Source organism: Paraburkholderia lacunae, assembly GCF_003353175.1.
Lineage (GTDB): Bacteria > Pseudomonadota > Gammaproteobacteria > Burkholderiales > Burkholderiaceae > Paraburkholderia > Paraburkholderia lacunae.
Genome location: NZ_QHKS01000003.1, coordinates 88,523 through 106,706 on the forward strand (window position 1 = coordinate 88,523; position 18,184 = coordinate 106,706).

General features: G+C 61.6%; 15 protein-coding genes and 2 tRNA genes. 11 read left to right on the forward strand and 6 right to left on the reverse strand.

Annotation, left to right across the window (positions count from 1 at the left end; translation table 11 throughout):
• Positions 1-6: 6 nt before the first annotated feature.
• Positions 7-924, forward strand: a complete 918-nt coding sequence (locus DLM46_RS05240; protein WP_244305840.1) for a PDR/VanB family oxidoreductase — start codon at positions 7-9, stop codon at positions 922-924.
• A gap of 67 nt (positions 925-991) precedes the next feature.
• Complete coding sequence (locus DLM46_RS05245; RefSeq protein ID WP_425273966.1) at positions 992-2,200, forward strand: MFS transporter; 1,209 nt, start codon at positions 992-994, stop codon at positions 2,198-2,200.
• An 81-nt stretch (positions 2,201-2,281) separates the two neighbouring features.
• Here DLM46_RS05245 and DLM46_RS05250 read toward each other — a convergent pair whose 3' ends face one another.
• From DLM46_RS05250 to DLM46_RS05260, 3 genes are all read right to left on the reverse strand, one after another.
• The gene (locus DLM46_RS05250; RefSeq protein WP_115099720.1) at positions 2,282-3,181 is read right to left on the reverse strand and encodes a SphA family protein; all 900 of its coding nucleotides are present in this window, start codon (positions 3,179-3,181) and stop codon (positions 2,282-2,284) included.
• A 132-nt stretch (positions 3,182-3,313) separates the two neighbouring features.
• Positions 3,314-3,682: a Rieske (2Fe-2S) protein gene (locus tag DLM46_RS05255; protein WP_115099721.1), complete on the reverse strand. Its 369-nt coding sequence runs from the start codon at positions 3,680-3,682 to the stop codon at positions 3,314-3,316.
• Positions 3,683-3,694: 12 nt separating this feature from the next.
• Entirely contained in the window at positions 3,695-4,630 is a 936-nt protein-coding gene (locus tag DLM46_RS05260) for a VOC family protein (protein ID WP_115099722.1), read from the reverse strand.
• Positions 4,631-4,887: 257 nt separating this feature from the next.
• Between DLM46_RS05260 and DLM46_RS05265 the strand changes: the two genes are divergently transcribed.
• Positions 4,888-5,886: a fumarylacetoacetate hydrolase family protein gene (locus DLM46_RS05265; protein ID WP_115099723.1), complete on the forward strand. Its 999-nt coding sequence runs from the start codon at positions 4,888-4,890 to the stop codon at positions 5,884-5,886.
• Between the two features lie 37 nt (positions 5,887-5,923).
• Complete coding sequence (locus tag DLM46_RS05270; RefSeq protein ID WP_115099724.1) at positions 5,924-7,057, forward strand: FAD-dependent monooxygenase; 1,134 nt, start codon at positions 5,924-5,926, stop codon at positions 7,055-7,057.
• 107 nt (positions 7,058-7,164) lie between these two features.
• Here the strand turns inward: DLM46_RS05270 and DLM46_RS05275 are convergent, their stop codons facing one another.
• Positions 7,165-7,827 carry a FadR/GntR family transcriptional regulator gene (locus DLM46_RS05275; protein ID WP_244305844.1) on the reverse strand — a complete coding sequence of 221 codons (663 nt, stop codon included), beginning with the start codon at positions 7,825-7,827 and terminating at the stop codon, positions 7,165-7,167.
• 326 nt (positions 7,828-8,153) lie between these two features.
• Here DLM46_RS05275 and DLM46_RS05280 point away from each other — a divergent pair, with 326 nt between their 5' ends.
• The 5 genes from DLM46_RS05280 to DLM46_RS05300 all read left to right on the forward strand — a co-directional run bounded on the left by DLM46_RS05280 (position 8,154) and on the right by DLM46_RS05300 (position 13,308).
• The gene (locus tag DLM46_RS05280) at positions 8,154-8,780 is read left to right on the forward strand and encodes a YceI family protein (RefSeq protein WP_244305846.1); all 627 of its coding nucleotides are present in this window, start codon (positions 8,154-8,156) and stop codon (positions 8,778-8,780) included.
• A gap of 36 nt (positions 8,781-8,816) precedes the next feature.
• Complete coding sequence (locus DLM46_RS05285) at positions 8,817-9,872, forward strand: ornithine cyclodeaminase family protein (protein WP_244305848.1); 1,056 nt, start codon at positions 8,817-8,819, stop codon at positions 9,870-9,872.
• 43 nt (positions 9,873-9,915) lie between these two features.
• The gene (locus DLM46_RS05290) at positions 9,916-10,926 is read left to right on the forward strand and encodes a dihydrodipicolinate synthase family protein (RefSeq protein ID WP_115099727.1); all 1,011 of its coding nucleotides are present in this window, start codon (positions 9,916-9,918) and stop codon (positions 10,924-10,926) included.
• Positions 10,927-10,938: 12 nt separating this feature from the next.
• Positions 10,939-12,408, forward strand: a complete 1,470-nt coding sequence (locus DLM46_RS05295; protein WP_115099728.1) for an NAD-dependent succinate-semialdehyde dehydrogenase — start codon at positions 10,939-10,941, stop codon at positions 12,406-12,408.
• Positions 12,409-12,615: 207 nt separating this feature from the next.
• Positions 12,616-13,308 (forward strand): TetR/AcrR family transcriptional regulator, encoded by a 693-nt coding sequence (locus DLM46_RS05300; protein WP_115099729.1) that lies wholly within the window; start codon positions 12,616-12,618, stop codon positions 13,306-13,308.
• A 604-nt stretch (positions 13,309-13,912) separates the two neighbouring features.
• Here the strand turns inward: DLM46_RS05300 and DLM46_RS05305 are convergent.
• A tRNA-Leu gene (locus DLM46_RS05305) sits at positions 13,913-13,999 on the reverse strand.
• 229 nt (positions 14,000-14,228) lie between these two features.
• Positions 14,229-14,315 (reverse strand) — tRNA-Leu (locus DLM46_RS05310).
• Positions 14,316-14,619: 304 nt separating this feature from the next.
• Here DLM46_RS05310 and rnr point away from each other — a divergent pair.
• Together rnr and rlmB are read left to right on the forward strand one after the other, a co-directional pair.
• On the forward strand, positions 14,620-17,133 hold the full coding sequence (rnr, locus tag DLM46_RS05315; RefSeq protein ID WP_115099730.1) for a ribonuclease R: 2,514 nt from the start codon (positions 14,620-14,622) through the stop codon (positions 17,131-17,133).
• Between the two features lie 197 nt (positions 17,134-17,330).
• On the forward strand, positions 17,331-18,074 hold the full coding sequence (gene rlmB / locus DLM46_RS05320; RefSeq protein WP_115099731.1) for a 23S rRNA (guanosine(2251)-2'-O)-methyltransferase RlmB: 744 nt from the start codon (positions 17,331-17,333) through the stop codon (positions 18,072-18,074).
• The last annotated feature ends 110 nt before the right edge of the window (positions 18,075-18,184 follow it).

Genomic DNA, 18,184 nt, shown 5'->3' on the forward strand with positions numbered 1-18,184 from the left:
GCGCGTGTGGCCGAGGGCACACTCGGCATTGAGTTGCGCAGACCGGACGGGCGAAACCTCCCGGCATTTGAACCAGGGGCGCACGTCGACGTTCACTTGTGCGGGGGGCTCGTGCGTCAGTATTCACTGTGCAATGACCCGATCGATCCGACACGCTATTGCCTGGGCATAAGCCGAAGTCCGACGTCGCGGGGCGGATCGGCCTATATACACGAATCGCTGCGGACTGGCGACACGCTTCGCACCAGCGAGCCGCGCTCGCTCTTCGGGCTTTCGGCCGAAGCCACCTGCCATCGCTTCATCGCCGGCGGCATCGGCATCACGCCAATTCTCAGCATGATCCGGTGGTGTCATCGTCACGAGCTTCCGTGGCAGCTGAGCTACTGCGTACGCTCGAGAGCACATGCGGGGTACCTGGACGAGTTGCTCGCGCTGGGCGGCGACATTCGTCTATATGTCGATGACGAAGTGGCTTTGCCTCACGACATAAGCGGTATGCTCGCTGACATGAAACCCGCCGAGCATGTGTACTGTTGCGGGCCGGGCGGGCTCATGGACGCAGTCGCGGTGTGTACCCGAGACCTGGGTATCGGCGCGAATCGCGTTCATTTCGAGCGATTCGGGGCTTCAGGGGACGATCGGGGGCACAGCGGCCAAATGCCGTTCGCCGTCACCCTTGCCAGGAACGGCGCACGATACATGGTGAAGCCTGACGAATCGATTCTCGATTGCCTCGAACGGCATGGTCTTACGCCTCCGTTTTCCTGCCGGGAAGGGCTTTGCAGGAGCTGCGAGGTAGGAATCGTGTCGGGGGAGGCTGACCATCGCGACTATGTACTGAGCGCCGAAGAGCAGCGCGAGGGTAAGTCGCTCATGATTTGTGTGTCGAGAGCGACGACCCAGGAGCTTGTTATCGATCTCTGAATCATGACCGGAACACCCGGTAATGCTCGCGAGGGTATTTGAAATGTGGAAGGACCTTCGCGAGCCTGTGAGGGCAGATTTTGGCAACACGGACGCAGTTTGCCGCAGCACGCAATGGCCGCTTTATATCTGTTGCTTTGGCAGCATGGCCTCCATGCGCGTGTGCGATTCGATGTTGCCGGCTCTTGCGGGGGAGTTTGCGGTCCGTGCCGACCGCGCCTCGCAGGCCATATCGTTGTTTGCGCTCGCCTACGGAATCTCTCAGCTGTGCTCCGGGCCGCTCGGCGACCGGCTCGGCAAAATGCGCGTGATCGCGCTCGCGGCGTTTGCCTGTGCGCTTGGCAATCTTGGAGCGTGCCTTGCTGGAAGCCTGGACGAACTGCTTGCCGCGCGGCTCTTTTCGGGTGTCGCGGCCGCAGGCATCGTTCCATTGACGATGGCGTGGATCGGCGATCACAGTCCGGACGGTGAGCGGCAGGTGGCGCTGGCGCGTCTGCTCGGTGCGACCGTGCTCGGCATGATTGCGGGGCAGTGGGGCGGCGGAGCGCTAGCTTCCTCCTTGGGATGGCGGAGTTCCTTCATGTCGATTGGTGCGGTGTTCGCGCTCGGCTGGCTGACGGTGCAAAGCGTATCGCTGCGCATTCCGCGAGACACGCCGGCGAAGCAGCTGGCGTTCGTGCGCCAGACGATCGATATTCTCGGCGCAAGCTGGGTTCGTCTTATCTTGCTGGTGACGTTCGTTGAAGGCATGTTTGCCTACAGTGCATTGGCGTTCATGCCCACCTACCTCGACGCGTCGTTTGCACTGCCTTCGTCCAGGGCGGGACTGATCGCCTCCAGCTACGGCATGGGAGGGCTGATCTTCAGTCTGAGCTCGAAGCGCGTGGTACGACGTTTGAGGGATGCGCGCCTTGCGCGAGTGGGTGGGCTGTTGCTCGCAACAGCACTCGTCACACTTGCGGCCTCGCCGTTCTGGTGGCTATCTGTCCCGGCCTGTGCGCTCGCCGGATTCGGCTTTTACGCACTTCACAACGTCTTGCAGAACCATGCCGCGCAGATGGCGCCGCAGGCGAGAGGCACGGCCGTTTCGCTGTTTTCGTGCGTGCTCTTTTTGGGGCAATCGTTCGGAATCACCATGGGTGGCTGGTCAATCAGTTACGCTTCAGTAAGAGTCCTGTTCGTTGTCTGCGCGCTGGGACTGCTTGTCCTTGCGGTCGTCTTTGCGCACCTGTTGAGGACGAGGCACGCTCCGCAAATGCCACGAGTCCGGGAATGAGCCAGCAGTTCCAATGCGACAGCGCGCTTTGATCCGGGGCAGGTGCCGGGCGATGCAGCCGCAACGCCCGATGCCGCGCCGCTAGAATTTGATGTAGGCGTTAAGCCACAGCGTATTGCCATAGGCAGCATTACGCGCATAGATCTGATGCTGCCAGTGAAGCACAGCGCCCCATTTCTGCGTTGCATACCCGACCTGCGGCCCCATGGTCAACTCGTTGGTCCGATGTCCGTCGCCGAATGCGGACTGTCCATTGATCTTGTCGTCGTTGAGCTGGGTATTCAAATATCCGCCAACGCCGACGAGCCAGTTCTGGTTAATGTGGTAATTGACGCCGTAGTCCGCGGTAAGCTGGACGCCCGACTGATACTGGGTAGCCGCATTGACGCTGCTGTAGTTCAGGTTGATCTTGGAGCTGAGCTCGAGCTGCTGCAGCGGCATCCATGTGAATGCATAGGCAAGGTAAAGGCTCGTGACGTTATTTCCCGGGTTGAACAGCCGGGTCTTGTCGTATGAACCCCACGGGGCGACGATATCGAGCTCGACAGTCTGGAAATAGTGCGGCGATGCCCAGCCGACGAGCACGCCAAACAGTGGATCGCCCAATCCCCGTCCGCCGCCGGAGAGTCCAAACGACGGCAGGTGCAGGGTGCCGTCGACGTAGGGGACGGCACCCTGGATAGCAATGTTGCCACCCAGAATGGTCGGTGTTTCAAAGACATGAACCGCTCGCAGCGCATGGGCCTGCACGCCGCCATTGGCCCCTTGTGGGCTACTGTTGCCGCCACCGTCGCGCAGTGACGTCATGTCCTCGAATTTATTGTAGCTGTAGATGTACGTTCCGGGGCCGCCAAGCAGTCCGCTCATCACGGTCATGATCCCCGACGGGTAGCTGCTCGTGCCGTTTTCAAGTGCGAAAGCAGGACTCTGGGCCAGACCGGCCACGGCGCACACGGCGCCGTAAAGTTTGTATCGCTTCATTGCAGTGTCTCCTGTATTTATAAGGATTTTGATTTGTAGTGCGAAGTTATTGCTCTATGAACATGCTTCCGTTTGTATGCAGTCAGTCAGCTTTATGCCGACTGCCCTCGGCAAGGACCTCCGGTGATTTCGTCAACGCGGCATCGGGGAGAGCGCGCTGACGTACCTGCCTTCTTCAACCCTCAATGTGACGGCCTCGAGGTACTGGCCCGCGCATGGTCCCGATATGCACAGGCCGTCATGAAGCGTGAATTTTGCGCCATGGCCGTGGCAAACAATGTGGTTCGCACCCTGGTCGAGATAGGCATGCTTTCGCCAGGGCAGAGAAGCCCCGGGCCAATGCGGACACGAATTGACATAGCCACGCAGGAGCTCGTGCCTGCGCACGACAAAGAGGTCGTCGACGCCGCGTTCCTGCAAGTCGAATCCGCGTGCGCCAGTCGGCGAAAGCGCGTTCAACTCGCACAGGCGGACCCATTGGGCAGTGGCAGAGTCTGGCATGGCGATTTGCGTTCAGGATTGCGCCGGGGGCGGACCTCCCGGTGCCCACGGCTCGCGCCGCTGGAAGAGGAATTCCTGTGAGTTCTCGGCGATGGCAGGGGCGACACGGGGAACCCAGGAGTCATCGAGCTGATCCATGTCCGCGTCGTATTCGATATGGCAGCCCATCGGGCTATTGAAATACCAGAACCAGTTCGACCCGAACCGGTGACGCCCCGGTCCCCAGAACGATTCGTAACCCTTCGCCGCGAACGCGTATCCTGCACGCAGCACCTCCGACGGACCGCCCATGTGGAACGTGAAATGCTCGCAACCCTGCATGGCGGGCGGGGTCTGGATGAAAAACAGCGTGTGGTGATCGAGGGTGCCCTGTGGGCGGAGGAAGGGGCCCATTCCGACGAACCGGTCGTTGACCCGAAATCCCAGCCGGTTTACATAGAACGCTTCGGCCTTGTCCGTGTCGGGCACAAAGTAGACGACGTGCGAAAGCGTCCTGGGAAGCGGCGGCGGTTCGTCGCGGTTGGCCGGCGAACCCGTAACGTTCGGGCCGCGGCGCGCATCGCCCGGCGCGTTGACCTGCTCGGCCGGAAGCGTTGGCGTTCGACGCACGGACACCTGAAATCCAAGGACGAAGCCCGTATCGTCTGCCACTTCGATGCCGTCCGCCAGAAATTTGACCTCCCGGTCCTTGCCCAACTCCTGCGCGATTTCGTCGAGTGCCGCTCGATCTTCGACTCCGTAGATCGTCTTGCGCAGCTGATTGGCCGTCGGCAGCGTCCACTTCGGCAGTGCCGGGTCATCCTTGTGGCGAATGATGACGCCCGTCCCATCGAGAGCCTCGAATGCGCCATCACTTTTTGGCGTTAGCCCATAGTCGGCGAGAAACGTCGCGCAGCTTTCGACGTCGTCGACGCCGAAAACGAGTGTGTCAGGTCCAAGGATTCTCACTGTAGTCGTCCTGTTGATAAGAAAGGGTAGGGGTGCGGTGCTGATTAATACGATACGGTTCGAATCATAATATTCCGCTTGTTCTTCATCAGGCAAGGGGGTTCGGGTTTCCACATGGCATTTCCGCATGAGGAAAAACCCTTGCTTACGATACGTTGCGTATCGTATATATAATGAACCGATCGCTAACGAGGGTGCGTGTGGTTGGACCGGGGAGGCCGGTATCGCCGTCGCATCCCAGAAACTGGAGCCGAACAATGAAGCTGGGTCGCATCGCTGTGAGCGGTCCGGATGGGGACGTTGCCCGTCTGGTACTGGTATTGCCTGAAGAGGAGCGCGTCATCGATCTGAAGCGCGCGTCGGTGCTTGCGCTGGAGAAACAGGGCGCGACAGGCGAGTCGGCGCGTCGGTTGTCGGAGGCGCTCTTTCCGGGCAGCATGTCGGCGGCGATTGGTTTGGGGGAGCGGTTTCTCGACGCGGCCCGCCGCGCGGAGAAAGAGCGCCCCGATGAGGCGTCGATTCCGATCGGAGACGTGAAGTGGCTACCGGCAAGCGATCCCTCCGTTGTCCGCGACGGGTTGACATTCATCGGACACATCAAGGGCTTTCACGAGAAGATCGGGCACAAGCCGCATGAGAGTCTCCTGAAAGTTCCAGGGTATTTCAAGGGGACGCCGCACACCGTCATCGGTCATGATGCGGAGGTGCCGTGGCCAGGCTACATCCAACACATGGATTACGAGCTTGAACTCGGCTATGTCATCGGCCGGCGCGGCGGTAATCTGAGACCGGAGCAGGCGCGTCCCTATCTCTTCGGTATCACGGTGTTCAACGACTTTAGTGCCCGCGATCGCCAGTCGATCGAAATGCCGATTCAGATGGGACCGACCAAATGCAAGGATTTTGCCTATGGGGTGGGTCCGTGGATCACGACGATCGACGAATTTGCCGATCTCGACGCCATTTCAATGGAAGTGCGCGTGAACGGCGAGACATGGGGCAAAGGGACGAGCGCGAACAAGCTCTGGAGCGTGGACGAGCTCATCGCATGGGCAAGCCTCGGCGAAGTCCTCGAGCCGGGTGACGTGATCGGTTCGGGCACGATGGGCGGCGGCTCCGCGCTCGAACTCGATCGCAAGCTTCAGCCCGGCGATGTGGTGGAACTCGAAGTGGGCGGGGTCGGCATCCTGCGCAACCGCATGGGACAGCCACAGTCCGGATTGTGGTGGCCCGAGGAGCGCACTCCGTTCATGTGAGTTGACACGACTACAACAATTTCAAGGAGACACAGTCATGGCTTCGCAGCACAAGGTGCTTATCGTAGGTGGAGGGATCAGTGGCATGACGCTCGCCCACGGACTCGCGCGCGTCGGTATGGACGTGAGGGTCGTCGAGAGCAGCCACCGATCCGATCAACAGGGAACCGGCATTTCCCTACTTGGCAACGCACTGCGGGCATTGGATCGCGTCGGACTCGCCGATAGTTGTATGGCGGCGGGATCCGGATGGGACACCGTCAGTGTGCGCAACGATGCAGGCGAGATCGTGAACGAGCGGCGTCCACCGCGCATCTTCAGGCCCGACGCCCCCGGCGCGATAGGCATCATGCGGCCGAAGCTGGCGGAAGTGCTCGAAGGGCACGCGCTTGCTAGCGGTGCCCGGATCGACTATGGCACAACCGTCGAAGATCTTGACCAGGATGGAAGCGGCGTCTCATATCGCCTGTCGACGGGCGAAACCGGGTGCTGCGATCTGCTGGTCGCAGCGGACGGGACGTATTCAAAGACGCGTTCGAAGGTGTTCGGTAGCCAGTACCAGCCGGCATATGCGGGACAGGGGGCGTGGCGTTTTACCGTTGAGCGTCCTCCGGAGTTTGACGGACTGGTGCTGTACAAGCACAGGGACGGCCGTGCGGTCGGAGGGCTTCCGTTATCGGACAAGCTTTGCTACTACTTCTTCCTCGAGAATGCCAAAGTCCATGCGCACATGCCGCAAGACAGGCTGAGCGAGATGTTCAGGGAGCGTCTGGAGGGGTTCTCGGCTCCGGATCTTCGCGCGGCGATCGGGCGTTGCGATGGCACACGCTACATCAGTTACCGCCCGTTCGATATTCTGTTCATGCCGCAGCCGTGGCATCGGGGGCGAGTCGTACTGGTGGGGGATTCCGCGCATTCGGTCACGCCGCAGTTGACGTCCGGCGGCGGCATGGCGATTGAAGACGCGGTCGTGCTCACCGAAGAGCTGAGCCAGCGGGCGAGTATCGACGATGCACTTGTGGCATATGGGCAGCGTCGCGGCGAGCGGGCGAAGCGCGTTTTCGACATCTCACTGGCCATCTGCCAGGCAGAGCAGGATCCACACGCGGATGGACGGCGTGCCGTCGAGCTCCTGTTCGAGGGCTATGGCGTGCTCGCCCAGCCGTTCTGAGCGGGGCGAGTGCTGCACGGTTTTTATAATTGGCGGCCCGGCGCCGGGGCGCCAGGAAATTGCGTTCAATCACGACCCGCAACCATCGACGGTAGGCGGGCGCGAGCTCAGCGCAGACCGAACAACTTCACCCGCACCGAGCGCAGATGCTCACGCATCAGTTGCTCGGCCTTACCCGGGTTGTGCGCGCGAATGGCGTCCACCAGCAAGTGATGTTCGCCATCGGTGTCGTGTCGAGGTCCGGTCTGGGAAGTGAACACCTCCTCCATGCGGGCGTCGAGATTGACGCGCACCTGCACACGCATGGTGTCGTACAACATGAGAAGCAGGGCGTTGTGCGTGGATTCCGCGATGGTGCGATGCAGGTGCTCGTCGAGGCGCTTCCAGGGAACGAATGGCCTCGTGCTCGCCATATCGGCCAGGCACTGGTCCATCGCGGCGATGTCGGCAGACGTTGCGTGGACCGCGGCCTCCGCGGCCAATTGTGGCTCCAGCACAAGCCGGGCATCCATGATGTCGTCGACGCTGATCGATGACGACCAGCTCTCGTCGTCGGGCTGAGCCTCTCTGGGGCCGACGAATGTGCCTTTGCCGACGTGGCGCCAGATAAGCCCCTCGTCCTCCAGTCTCTTGAGCACCGTGCGTAGCCGTCCCCGCGACACGCCCAGTGCATCGCTGAGCTTCGGTTCAGGCGGCAGGCGCTGGTCGCCGCTCTTTGCGACGTGGCCCTCGATGTACTCGCGCAGCCGGAGCACATCGTCATCGATCATCTTTGCTTGTACCGACATTCCATTGAACTCCCAACCGTGGGAGCCTCTCCCGTCCAGATTGTGATCGTTGGTCAATGAGCGGTCGCGCCGGCCGTGTGCGTCTCGATCTGAAATCAACTCAAGCCGACGCGGCCTTCACAGTCGCACATCAATCGAAGTGCCGCACTAGCTCATTGAACGCATCAATAAGCAAATCATTATGCACTATTTCGATCGGGAATCCCTTGGTGCGTAAGGGGTGGGTCGGTAAAAAACAAATCAATGTGAAAATTGAGGCGTTTTAATGCTTGCATTGATTGATTCATGGCGTGTAGCATTCGCTCAACATGAATAGCCCCGAACGCGGGGCCTGGAGACACGGCATGTTGAGCATCTTCTCGGCGATCATCCGTCCTTTGCTGCTTAAGGCCGCCGTTATTGAGTCCGCCCCGGCGTCAACTCGCGCGGTCTGGACAATCGAGCCTGCCCACACGCACATCGGCTTTTCGGTTCGCCACCTCGGCTTGACCCGCACGCCGGGAATCTTTCGGCGCTTCGATGCGCGACTTTCGTTCGACGACCAGCGTGTCGAAGCGTCGAGCGTGTCATTCGAGGTCGACGCAGCGTCGATCGACACGGTCTTCGGCCTCCGCGACGAACACCTGCGCGGTGCAGACTGGTTCGACGTTCAGTCGCACCCCACGATCGTCTTCGTTTCCCACTCGGTGCGGCACATAGAGGGCCGCCAGTACGTGATCGAAGGAGATCTCACCATTCGCGGCATCACGCTGCCGGCCTCGTTCGATTCCACGCTCATCGATCGCGCAGTGAATCCCTGGACGCAGAGTCCCGTGGTTGGCTTCGAGGCAACGGCCAACATCAGTCGCAGCGCCTATGGGATGGATGCGATCCCACATGCGCTGTCGGACACGGTCCATCTGACGATCGCGACAGAGGTGACTTGCCAACCCTGATCCAGGGCATGCATCGGATTGCGCAGAAACGCATTAATGCCTCTTGCCGGCAGCCAGTTCCCTTCAAATCACTCTTTTCTTTTGCTCATGACCACCACCTCGTTTGCTCCCGTGTTTGTCTCCAGCGAGGCCGCCAAGGCCGTCTTTGACTGGACGGATGCCATACGCGCCTTGCAGTCGGCCTATGCCCGCCCCATTCCGCCCAGGTCCACGCCGCCGCGTACTGTGGCTGTCGCCGGCAAGACCTGGCTGCGCACGCTGCCGGCTGTGCCGGCGGGCGGCCGCTACTACGGCGCCAAGATCATGGGCATGGCGATGGGCTCCGCCGCGCCCGGCGTGGAATACGTGATCGTGCTGTTCGACCAGGAAACCAGCCGCATCGCCGCATTTGTCGACGGCAACCTCGTTACCGGCTTCCGGACAGCGGCCACCTCGGCAGCCGCACTTGACCGGCTGGCACCTGGCGGAGCCGCACGCCTCGCCGTGCTCGGCAGCGGCCTGGAGGCCACGATGCATACACGCGCCATCGCCAGCGTGCGAGATCTGACGGAGGTCGTCGTCTTCAGCCCGACACCCGAGCGGCGCGCCGCATTCGCCGAGGCCGTGACACGCGATCTCGGCGTGCCCGCCCGCGGCGTTGCGTCGGCGCAAGAAGCGGTGGAAAGGGCCGATCTCGTGCTTGCCGCAGCCCGCTCCCGAGGCGAACAGCCGATTCTTTTCGGCGACTGGCTCAAGCCCGGCGCGACCGTCGTATCGATCGGCTCGACCATTCCCGAGCAGCGCGAGATCGATGTCTCGGTCGTCGCTCGCAGCGACATCATCGTGTGCGACACGCTCGAGGAAGTACTGGAAGAGACCGGGGACATGCTTGCGGCCCATGAAGCCGGCATCGCAATCAGGGAGAAGTCATTCAGCCTGGCGGATCTGATGAGCGGAGAAATCGACGAGCGCCTGAAGGGCGCCAGGACCCGGATGTACAAGTCGGTGGGCGGTGGCATGCAGGATATCGTGGTGGCGGAGCTCATTCTCAACAAGGCGATCGAGGCCGGCCTCGCGACGACGCTGCCGATCGAATTCGAAACGAAGCGCTGATACACGCGACATTCAATAGCAACGCAGACGAAAGGAGCACAGCATGGCCCGCTACACCAGAAAGGAAGCCCGTGAATGGGCACGTGAAAACCTCGTTGGCGTCGCCAACGTGACCATTCCGACCATGACGTCGGACTTCAGGCGCATCAACGAGAAAGCAGTCCGCCATGACGTCGAACTGTCGATCAAGCACGGCTTCGTCGGTTCTCTTTCATGCTCGGAAGTGGCTATCGCGCAGGCGCAGTACGGCGAGTTCTGCGGCATCATGGCCGACCAGGCTGCGGGCCGCCTCGTCATCGTTCATCACGCGGTCTTCAATACTCTTGAGGACAACATCGAGGCGATCAAACTGGCAGAGGCGGGTGGTGCCGACCTGGTGTTGCTCGGCTATCCCCCGTACTTCTATCCGAAGTCCTACGACGAAGTGTTCGAGTACACGAAGGCGATCTGCGCCTCGACGAATCTTGGCGTGATGGTGTTCCCGCTGCCGGCCTGGGGCTTCTCCCGCCTGCATCCTGCCGACATTCCGCTGCCGGTGCTGCGCCGGATGGTGGATGAGATACCCAACGTGGTCGCGATCAAGGCTGAAGGCGGTATGCCCTACATCATGTCGGCAATCGAAGTGCATCGCGAATTCCACGAGGAAGTCGTCATTTCGTCTCCACTGGAATATGAGTACGTACCGCTCGCGCAGGTGATGGACATCCCGTTTTGCGGCACCAACTACTCGGCCTATTACGGCCCGCTGTTGCCGCGAATCCACAAGCTGATCCGCGCTGGCGAATACGACGAGGCCACGCAGCTCTGGTACCAGATGGACCCGGCACGAAAGGCCTTTGCCAGCCTACCGATCGCGGCCAACGGCCTGCTCAACCGGATGCTGTGGAAGTACCAGGCATGGTTGCAGGGCTACAACGGCGGCCCCATGCCGCACCCGACGCAGCGCGTGTACCAGCGCGACATGACGGTCTTGCGCAAGGGCCTCGAAGCAGCGGGCCTGAATCCGACAAGCGATCCCGACGAGGCATTCTTCGTCGGCCGTAATCCTGTGTGAGAGCCGACCGTCATGAATGAACTGATCACGCTTCCCCTGAAGGACCCTGGCCTGCTGCGCCAGGCGATGCTGATCGACGGCGAATGGGTGCCCGCCGACAGCGGCGAGACGCTGGATGTGCGCAACCCGGCCACCGGCGAACTGGTCGCACGCGTGCCCAATGGCGGCGCGAACGAGACCCGTCGTGCAATCGCTGCAGCCGAACGCGCGATGCGGGTCTGGCGCAAGGCGTTGCCCAGGGAACGCGCCAAAGTGTTGCGCACGCTGTACGACCTGATGCTGGCGCACATCGAAGACCTCGCTGTCATCATGACCGCGGAGCAGGGCAAGCCGCTCGTTGAATCGCGTGGAGAAATCCTGTATGCCGCCGGCTTCATCGAGTGGTTCTCGGAGGAAGCGAAACGGGTCTATGGGGACATCATTCCCCGGAATGTCGATGGCCGTCGCATCCTCGTGCAGAAGGAGCCGATCGGTGTTTTCGCAGCGATCACACCGTGGAATTTTCCGTCCGCAATGATCACGCGCAAGGCCGGCCCGGGGTGGGCCGTCGGTTGCGCCGGGGTCATCAAGCCGGCGAGCCAGACGCCGCTGTCCGCGCTGGCATTGGCAGTGCTCGCCGAGCGCGCGGGTCTGCCGCCCGGCGTATGCAACGTCGTCACCGGCTCGGCTCGCGCCATTGGCGGTGAGCTGACTGCCAGCCCGCTGGTGCGCAAGCTTTCGTTCACTGGCTCGACCGAAGTTGGCGCGCAACTGCTGGCCCAGTGTGCTCCGACCATCAAGAAAACCAGCATGGAGCTGGGTGGCAATGCGCCACTCATCGTCTTCGACGATGCCGACGTGGACGCAGCCGTAAAAGGCGCGCTCGCCGCGAAGTACCGCAACGCCGGGCAGGCTTGCGTCGCGGCCAATCGCATACTGGTGCAGTCAGATATCTATGACACATTCGCGAATAAGTTGGCCGAAGCCACGGCCGCCCTCACGGTGGGCAACGGCATCCACGAAGGGGTCGTGCAGGGACCTCTCATTAACGAGGATGCCGTCCGCAAGGTCGAAGAGCATATTTCGGACGCGCTGTCCAAAGGCGCCCGTGTGCTTACCGGCGGCAAACGCCACGCGCTCGGCGGCTGCTTCTTTGAACCGACGGTGTTGGCCGATGTGTCTCGCGACGCCCTGATCTTCAACGAGGAGACGTTTGGGCCGGTTGCGCCGCTGTTTCGCTTCGACACGGAAGACGAGGCAATCGCGCTAGCCAACGACACGCCGTTTGGTCTGGCCTCCTATGTGTTCGCGCGTGATGTGGGGCGTATCTTCCGTGTTGTCGATCAACTCGAGTTCGGCATGGTGGGTGTCAATGAGGGGTTGATCTCGACGGAGGTTGCGCCGTTCGGCGGGGTAAAAACTTCCGGTCTTGGTCGCGAAGGCTCGAAGTATGGCATCGACGACTACGTCGAAATCAAGTATGTAGCGCTTGGCGGGCTTTGAGGCTTCGGATGGCGTCGGCGGATGTTGTCATTCTGGCGAGAACGCCGGGGCGTTAGCGTTCTCCAAATTCGGAAAAGCAATTAAGATACGATGTGTCTTATAATTCCGTGCTGCGCATTTCACGCTCACGGCCACGCGTTCGCCCGGGTGTTCCGGGCGAACGCGGCACATCGAGGCGATATCGCCAGCCGACTTTCCGTTACGCCAATGAAGACAAACGCCCAGCTTCCCGTTACAGCACCTGCCCCCACAAGAGGCGTCGGCCGACCGCGCAGTGAGGAAACTCGCGCGCAGATTCTTGCGGCGACGGTTCGTCTGCTCGAGACCCGCACGGTTCAGTCGATCTCGATCGAAGCCATCGCCAAGGAGGCGGGTGTCGGCAAGGCGACGATCTACCGCTGGTGGAATTCGAAAGCCCTGGTCGTAATCGATGCATTCATCGAACACCATGTTGTCAAGACGCCGATGCCGCACAACTTGCCGCCCGGCGAGGCCATTGCGGTACATCTGATTTCGCTGATTCACGAATACGCTGGATGGTCCGGCAGGATCGTCGCACAGATCATTGCCGAAGGTCAGGCCGATCCGGCGGTGCTGCGCGAATTCCGCGAGCGGTTTCACTATGGGCGTCGGGCGCTTGTCCGCGAAATGCTCGAGGAGTGGCGCAGTTCTGCGCCCATTCGCGTGCCGCCGAACATCGAGACGCTGAGCGAAATCCTGTATGCGCCGGTCTACATGCGCCTGCTGGTTGGAAATGGTCCGCTCGATGACCATTTCGCGCAGGAGCACATCAGTTACGTCTACACCCTGCTGGGCGTCGACGTGCCGAACGTGGTGCAACTGCGTGAGCAAATGAAGCGGAAAGTGTCCGCGAAAAAGGTGACGGGTGCGGCACGCTGAGGCATGACGTTTGACCACGAGGCCAGTTTGCTGGGACCTCGGGCGACGTCTTTTCGGTCTTATGGAAAGCTTCGCATACGATCGAGTTCGGGTTATTTGTCCTCGTTCCTTGAGCAGACGCAGTGGGAGGAGAGTGTCTGTTTGCGATGCTTAAGGACTACGGTATTTCGCAAAGAACATGTCCCAGCATTACGCGACGAATCGCAAAGGCAGACCTTTAGGATATACGGCGACCTTAATCGGAAGTTCAGGAGTGGCCGAAGGCGACGGTTGCGACGAGATCGAGGCACGCATCGCCGAGATCGCAAGGCCGACGTAGCAGCTCATCAGCGATCTCTCGCTCACGATGTGTGGCCCATGCGGCATAGTGGTGGAGGACCAACTTGGCTCCGTATGTTGTGCGCGCGTATCGGGAAAGATGCCAGGCGCGCGATGAGTACGCGTCCATGAACTCGAACTTTCATGTACTCAAAAACGTACTCATTCGACGTCGGCTTATATCGTGGAACGCGAGTATCTTCTAAGCGCCCTGGAAATAAAAAAGCCCGCAAAAGCGGGCGTTTTCATGAACAGCAGTCCAGCAATTGATGTGGACCTAATTTTATGGTGCCCAGGAGAGGACTCGAACCTCCACGATGTTGCCACCGCTAGGACCTGAACCTAGTGCGTCTACCAATTCCGCCACCTGGGCACGTTTTCAAGCTAGACCGTTATTTTAACGGGATGATGGAGCGTGTCAATGCCTACTTACAACATCGCTTCATCGAACCGTTCGGCCGTCGTACAGCGAAGCAAGCTCGCCAATCATCCACGACCGTCCTGCAAACTCATGATCCGAATCTCAGTCAATCCGATCACAAGCCTTCACACAAAAAGTAAAGCCGCCTACGTGAAACTTCAGGCGGCTTTACTTTTGAATCTGGTGCCCAAGAGAGGACTCGAACCTCCACAGTGTTGCCACCGCTAGGACCTGAACCTAGTGCGTCTACCAATTTCGCCACCTGGGCAGGTGATGAACAGCGAAGAACGCCATTATAGCGTTGGATTCAGGGCTGTCAAGCGTTTCTCAAAACTCGCTTAAACAGCGCTGCAGCCAGACTGCACGCGGCTCGCGGCGACTATTGACGCGCCGTGTGGCGCCCTGGACGGGTGTTAGAATGCCTCGCAGTAGTTCGTTGGCACGGTGCAAACGCCCGTCGGACTCAGATTTGAACGAGCCAGACCCGAGCAGTCATTCCAGTGCAATCGCAAGTGCAACTTGAGCGCAACCCAGGCGCTTCTTAAGCCGAGTCACATCGCCGACCGACGTCCATGCAACGAGAAAAAATCATCGACAAGCCCTTGAGCAAATTTCCTTATCCGATTCCAAGCCGCGAAGAAATCCTGGGCGTTTTGCGCACGAGTGAAGCGCCGCTTGCCGCGAACGACATCGCCGAAGCCTTGTCGATCAAGCGCCAGGAGCGCGAAGGATTTTTCAAGCGACTCGGCGCCATGGAGCGCGACGGCCAGATCCGGCTCGATCAGCGCAATCTCTATCAGCTGACCCATCCGTCGAACTTCGTCGCCGGCCGTGTGCAAGGCCATCGCGACGGCTACGGGTTTCTCGTGCGCGACGACGGCCAGGACGATCTGTTTCTGCCCACCGGCGAGATGCAGAAGGTCATGCACAACGACCGCGTGCTCGCGCGCATCGTCGGCTATGACCGGCGCGGGCGTCCGGAAGGGCACATCGTCGAGGTCACGGATCGCGCCAACAAGCGTGTGATCGGGCGGCTGCTCAACGAGAACGGCGCGCTGATCGTCGCGCCGGAAGACAAGCGCATCGGCCACGACATTCTGATCACGCAGAACACCAAGAAAGCCAAGGTCGGCCAGGTGGTGGTGGTCGAACTGACCGATTTCCCGAGCCGCCATTCGCAGCCGCTCGGCCGCGTGGTGGAAGTGCTCGGCGATATCGACGACCCCGGCATGGAAATCGAAATCGCGGTGCGCAAGTACGGCGTGCCGCACGAATTCGGCCAGGGCGCGCTCGATGAAGCCGCCAAACTGCCCGACGAAGTCCGTCCGGTCGACGCGCGTCATCGCATCGACCTGCGCGACGTGCCGCTTGTCACGATCGACGGCGAAGACGCCCGCGACTTCGACGACGCCGTGTACTGCGAGCCGATTCAGGTGGGCCGCGGCGAAGGCTTCCGCCTGATCGTCGCGATCGCGGATGTCTCGCACTACGTGCACCCGAAAAGCGCGCTCGATGCCGACGCGATCGAACGCAGCACCTCGGTGTACTTCCCGCGCCGCGTGATTCCGATGCTGCCGGAGAAGCTGTCGAACGGGTTGTGCTCGCTGAACCCGAATGTCGACCGTTGCGTGCTGGTGTGCGACATGATCGTCACCGCGCGCGGCGAAGTGAAGGGGTATCAGTTCTATCCGGGCGTGATGCACTCGGTGGCGCGGCTGACCTATACGGAAGTGGCCGCGGTGCTGAAGAACACCAAGGGCCCCGAAGCCGCGCGCCGCGCCGCGTTGCTGCCGCAGTTGCAGAATCTGTACGGCGTGTACAAGTCGCTGTTCGCCGCGCGCCAGAAGCGCGGTGCGATCGACTTCGATACTACGGAAACCTACATCGTCTGCAATGCGCAGGGCAAGATCGAGCAGATCGTGCCGCGCACCCGCAACGACGCGCACAAGCTGATCGAGGAATGCATGCTGGCGGCGAACGTTTGCGCGGCCGACTTCCTCAAGCGCCATAAGCATCCGGGTCTGTATCGCGTGCATGCCGGGCCGACCGCGGAAAAGCTCGAAAATCTGCGCAGTTTCCTGCGCGGCATGGGCCTGTCGCTCGGTGGCGGCGACACGCCGCACGCGAGCGATTACGCCGCGCTGATGGCGCAGATCCGCGAACGGCCCGACGCGCAGATGATGCAGACCATGCTGCTGCGCTCGATGCAGCAAGCCGTCTATAGCCCGGACAACATCGGCCACTTCGGTCTCGCGTATGAGGCGTATGCGCACTTCACGAGCCCGATTCGCCGCTACCCCGACCTGCTGACGCACCGCGCGATCTACGCGATCCTGCAAGGCCGCAAATATCAGCCGGAAGCGCCGCACGGCGTCGAGTTGAATACGGCGCTCTCGCCGCGAGCCCGAGCGATGCAGCAGGCCGACGAAGAAAAGCGCGGCCGTGCTCGTGCGAACAACGTTGCGATCTGGGAAGAACTCGGTCTGCATTGCTCGGCCAACGAGCGGCGCGCCGACGAAGCATCGCGCGACGTCGAAGCGTGGCTCAAGTGCTACTTCATGCGCGACAAGCTCGGCGAAGAGTATGGCGGCATGGTGAGCGGCGTGACGTCGTTCGGCATTTTCGTGCAGCTCGACGCGCTGTTCATCGAAGGCCTCGTGCACGTTACCGAACTGGGATCGGACTACTTCCAGTACGACGAGATCAAGAACGAGCTGCGCGGCGAACGCACCGGCATTCGTTATCGTCTGTCGGATCGTGTGCGGGTGCAGGTGAGCCGCGTCGATCTCGATGCGCGCAAGATCGACTTCCGCCTCGTGCGCGATACGCCGATCAAGGCGCCGACAGGTCGTCCGGCGCCGGCCGACAAAGTTTCCGGAGAGACCGGCGGCGCGCGCGTGCGCCCGTTGCCGCCGGTGGACGGCGTCGCAGGTGGCGCGGCCGGCGCGCTCGGGCGGCGCAAGAAGGCGGCGCCGGCGCAAACCGCGGCTGTCAAGGAAGCGCGCGCCGCGCGCGGCGCAGCGAAGAAGCATGGCGGCGCAACGGCCAAATCGGCGTCGAAACCGCAGTCGCGCAAGAAGCGCTGAAGCCGCAGGGTGGTCGAACCGCGCGCATCGGGTACGTCGGCATGTACCGGGTGCGCGCGGTCTGCATTTCGTCTTGCTCCGGGTCGTAGCGAGTTCGGACTCAGGCCGCGCCCGGCCGGCATTCGGGTTGCACTCAAAGTCGTATTCATCACAGCAGCGCGCATGAAAGGCGCGCTCAATCAAAGGTTGTTTCAGTCATGGCACGTCTCAAGGTTCTATATGGTTTCCACGCAGTGACCGCGCGCATGCGGCACGACGCGTCGACGGTCGAAGAGGTTTATTACGACCAGACGCGCAAAGATCGTCGCATGACCGAATTCCTGCACGCGGCGAAGGACGCCGGCGTGCGTCTGATCGCCGCCGACGAAACGCGGCTGTGGGGCCTCGCGCACACCGAGCGCCACCAGGGCGTGGTCGCGCGCGCGAGCGACATGCCGCTCGCGCAGAACCTGGCCGAACTGCTCGACGGCATCAACGGTTCGCCGTTGATTCTCGTGCTGGACGGGGTGACCGATCCGCATAATCTGGGCGCCTGCTTGCGTGTCGCCGATGCCGCCGGCGCGCACGCTGTGATCGCGCCGCGCGATCGCGCGGTGGGTTTGAACGCGACGGCCGCCAAAGTGGCGAGCGGCGCGGCCGATACGGTGCCTTACATCACCGTCACGAATCTGGCGCGCTCGCTGCGCGAATTGAAGGATGCGGGCGTATGGGTGGTCGGCACGGCCGGCGAGGCGACCCAGAGCCTCTACGAGACGGAGCTGGATGGTCCGGTCGCCCTCGTGATGGGCGCCGAAGGCGAGGGCATGCGGCGCCTCACGCGCGATACCTGCGACGTGGTCATGCAGATTCCGATGGCCGGTACGGTCGAGAGCCTGAACGTCTCCGTGGCGAGCGGCGTGTGCCTGTTCGAAGCGGTGCGTCAGCGCTCCGTCAAGAAGTAAGCTGACGAGGCGTCGAGCCAGCTTGGGCGCAAAGCCGCGGGTTCGACGCCCCCATCTTTCATCCACCGCCGGTACCCGGCTGCCGCGCCGCTTCGCCGCGCATCTGCCCG

Coding starts and splice junctions, on each gene's coding strand:
- rnr (WP_115099730.1), top strand. CDS start 14,620: ATGCAACGAGAAAAAATCATCGACAAGCCCTTGAGCAAATTTCCTTAT.
- DLM46_RS05285 (WP_244305848.1), top strand. CDS start 8,817: ATGCCTCTTGCCGGCAGCCAGTTCCCTTCAAATCACTCTTTTCTTTTG.
- rlmB (WP_115099731.1), top strand. CDS start 17,331: ATGGCACGTCTCAAGGTTCTATATGGTTTCCACGCAGTGACCGCGCGC.
- DLM46_RS05300 (WP_115099729.1), top strand. CDS start 12,616: ATGAAGACAAACGCCCAGCTTCCCGTTACAGCACCTGCCCCCACAAGA.
- DLM46_RS05250 (WP_115099720.1), bottom strand. CDS start 3,181: ATGAAGCGATACAAACTTTACGGCGCCGTGTGCGCCGTGGCCGGTCTG.
- DLM46_RS05270 (WP_115099724.1), top strand. CDS start 5,924: ATGGCTTCGCAGCACAAGGTGCTTATCGTAGGTGGAGGGATCAGTGGC.
- DLM46_RS05290 (WP_115099727.1), top strand. CDS start 9,916: ATGGCCCGCTACACCAGAAAGGAAGCCCGTGAATGGGCACGTGAAAAC.
- DLM46_RS05280 (WP_244305846.1), top strand. CDS start 8,154: ATGAATAGCCCCGAACGCGGGGCCTGGAGACACGGCATGTTGAGCATC.
- DLM46_RS05295 (WP_115099728.1), top strand. CDS start 10,939: ATGAATGAACTGATCACGCTTCCCCTGAAGGACCCTGGCCTGCTGCGC.
- DLM46_RS05275 (WP_244305844.1), bottom strand. CDS start 7,827: ATGATCGATGACGATGTGCTCCGGCTGCGCGAGTACATCGAGGGCCAC.
- DLM46_RS05255 (WP_115099721.1), bottom strand. CDS start 3,682: ATGCCAGACTCTGCCACTGCCCAATGGGTCCGCCTGTGCGAGTTGAAC.
- DLM46_RS05265 (WP_115099723.1), top strand. CDS start 4,888: ATGAAGCTGGGTCGCATCGCTGTGAGCGGTCCGGATGGGGACGTTGCC.